This is a genomic window from Caballeronia terrestris, assembly GCF_001544515.1.
In the GTDB taxonomy this organism is placed as follows: domain Bacteria; phylum Pseudomonadota; class Gammaproteobacteria; order Burkholderiales; family Burkholderiaceae; genus Caballeronia; species Caballeronia terrestris.
Window position 1 is genome coordinate 1 of record NZ_FCOL02000314.1, and the last position, 1,983, is coordinate 1,983.

At 58.0% G+C, this 1,983-nt stretch carries 3 pseudogenes; 1 reads left to right on the forward strand and 2 read right to left on the reverse strand.

What is annotated here, in order from left to right:
- A pseudogene (locus AWB67_RS40345) lies at window positions 1–110 on the reverse strand (transposase); the annotation flags it as partial.
- Window positions 111–207: 97 nt separating this feature from the next.
- Between AWB67_RS40345 and AWB67_RS36955 the strand changes: the two are divergent.
- Window positions 208–465: pseudogene (locus tag AWB67_RS36955) on the forward strand (transposase); the annotation flags it as partial.
- 331 nt (window positions 466–796) lie between these two features.
- Here the strand turns inward: AWB67_RS36955 and AWB67_RS36960 are convergent.
- Window positions 797–1,898, reverse strand: a pseudogene (locus AWB67_RS36960) (IS110 family RNA-guided transposase).
- Between the last annotated feature and the right edge of the window lie 85 nt (window positions 1,899–1,983).

Below are 1,983 nucleotides of genomic sequence, written 5' to 3' on the forward strand. Positions count from 1 at the left end.
AGCGCATGCTTGTCGTGCACGTTCGCTGCTGTCACCACGGCGCTGTGTGTCAGCCCCGTTTGGCTGTCCACCCCGATATGAATATTCATCCCGAAGTGGTGAGTAGGCCCCGGGGAGAGAGGTGGCGCCGGGAATTCGGACAGCTCGGTAAGTGGAAAAAGCTGGGGTCCGAGTCGGCCATAATGGCTGGCAAATAGGAACCCAGAAATGACGAAACGAAATCGACGCGCGCATTCCCCGGCGTTCAAGGCGAAGGTGGCGCTGGCGGCCCTGAAGGGCGACAAAACGCTGGCGGAGTTGGCGCAACAGTTCGAAGTGCATCCGAACCAGATTACGGACTGGATGAAGCAATTGCAGGAACGCGTTGCTGAAGTGTTCGAGACAGGTAAGACATCGGCCGAGCCCCCGGTCGACGTGAAGGTGTTGCACGCGAAGATCGGGCAGTTGACACTGGAGAATGATTTTTCATATGGCCTTTTTTTGCAAGCAAGACGAGCGCCGCTCTCGCTGGCGCGATCTCAAACGTGAACGCATCCGACCTGATTGGTAACGCGGCACACGGGCTATTTGTCGACGATGGATCAAGCTCATATCCGCGGGCTGGTTACCGCATTTCATCTTTCCGTCACGGGGCTGCCTCGCTCTTGGAAACGGAGATCACGCTGTCGCGTGCTCACAAAAAAATCCCGAGGATTCCCCTCATCGCGCCCGGTGCCGCGTTACCAATCAGGTGGAAGATATAGATCTTGCGATAGCAACTCCCTACTGAGACATAGATAACAAATTGCTGAAGTGCTTAGGCTGGCTGCAGTCGAGTTCCGATGTCCCAGATGAATCCGCATAGTTCACGAGCAATTGCCGCACACGTCTTGTTTTGATGAAGACCTCTTGCCCGAAGGCGGCGGAATCTGTGGGCAAAGCCGCAGTTGCGCTTTCCAGGCAATGTCGATGATGGGTCGAGGTTGCCCTTCTAGCCGAGGCTGAAGCGATTCACCGATTCTCGCTGGTAACCGGTAATTCCATGCTGCCTCGACGAGTATCCTGCGCACGTGCGTGTTACCAGTCTTGGTGAGCCCGCCTCGTTGCTTCGAGTTTCCACTGGAGTGTTCTGAGGGCACAAGTCCCAGGTAGCCCATGAATTCGCGTGGGTGTGGAAAGCGGCGCAAGTCCCCGAGTTCGGCGACGATGGTGAGCGCGGAGACGAAGTCGATGCTGCGCAAGGTCATCAGGCCTTTAACCGTCGGCAACCACCGCCAAATTTCGGCATGGGTACGCAGCGACTGCGTGAGACGCTCGACGAGTTCGGTGGCAAACCGCACCGCCATCCGGTACTCGGTGAAGACGACATGCTGGGCGGGATCTTCGAACTTTATCTTTGATAGAAAGAGCTCGTGCTTCGGCCCCCAGCGCGTGCCGGTATAGGCATGACCATGACGAAGCAGGAAGGATTTGAGCCTCTGCCGCACTCTGCGCTGATCGTTCACAGCATCCTCGCGGGCGCGAACCAGGTCGCGGATGGCTTCGTCCGCCGGCTCGGGAACTGCAACCGGCACGAGCTCGCCAGCCCGATGCAGTCTTGCCAGCAGTAATGCGTCGCGCCGGTCCGTCTTAATTCTGTCGGCGGGCCGCCGGGCGACCCGCGATGGCGCTATCACTTCACAGTGATACCCCTGTTTGCGCAGCGCCCGCACGAGTCCGTACCCACAGGGCCCCGCTTCGTGACAGATGCTGAGTTGCGATGGATTGCCCAGCTTCGAAAGTGCCTTCGTCAGGGAAATCACGCTGTACCGGGTCGTCCCGACAAATTGAGGATCGTCCCTTGAGTGCGCTCGGGCGAATGCAATTGCGATTGAGTCTTTATGCACATCGAGCCCAACGTAAAACTTGACCTCATCCATGATTGGCTGAGAAATCGTCAAGAGTGGTGTACGCGGGGCGGTCGGCATAGTCAGGCGGCCAGCGCTTGAGGAGCCGGTGTGCTTT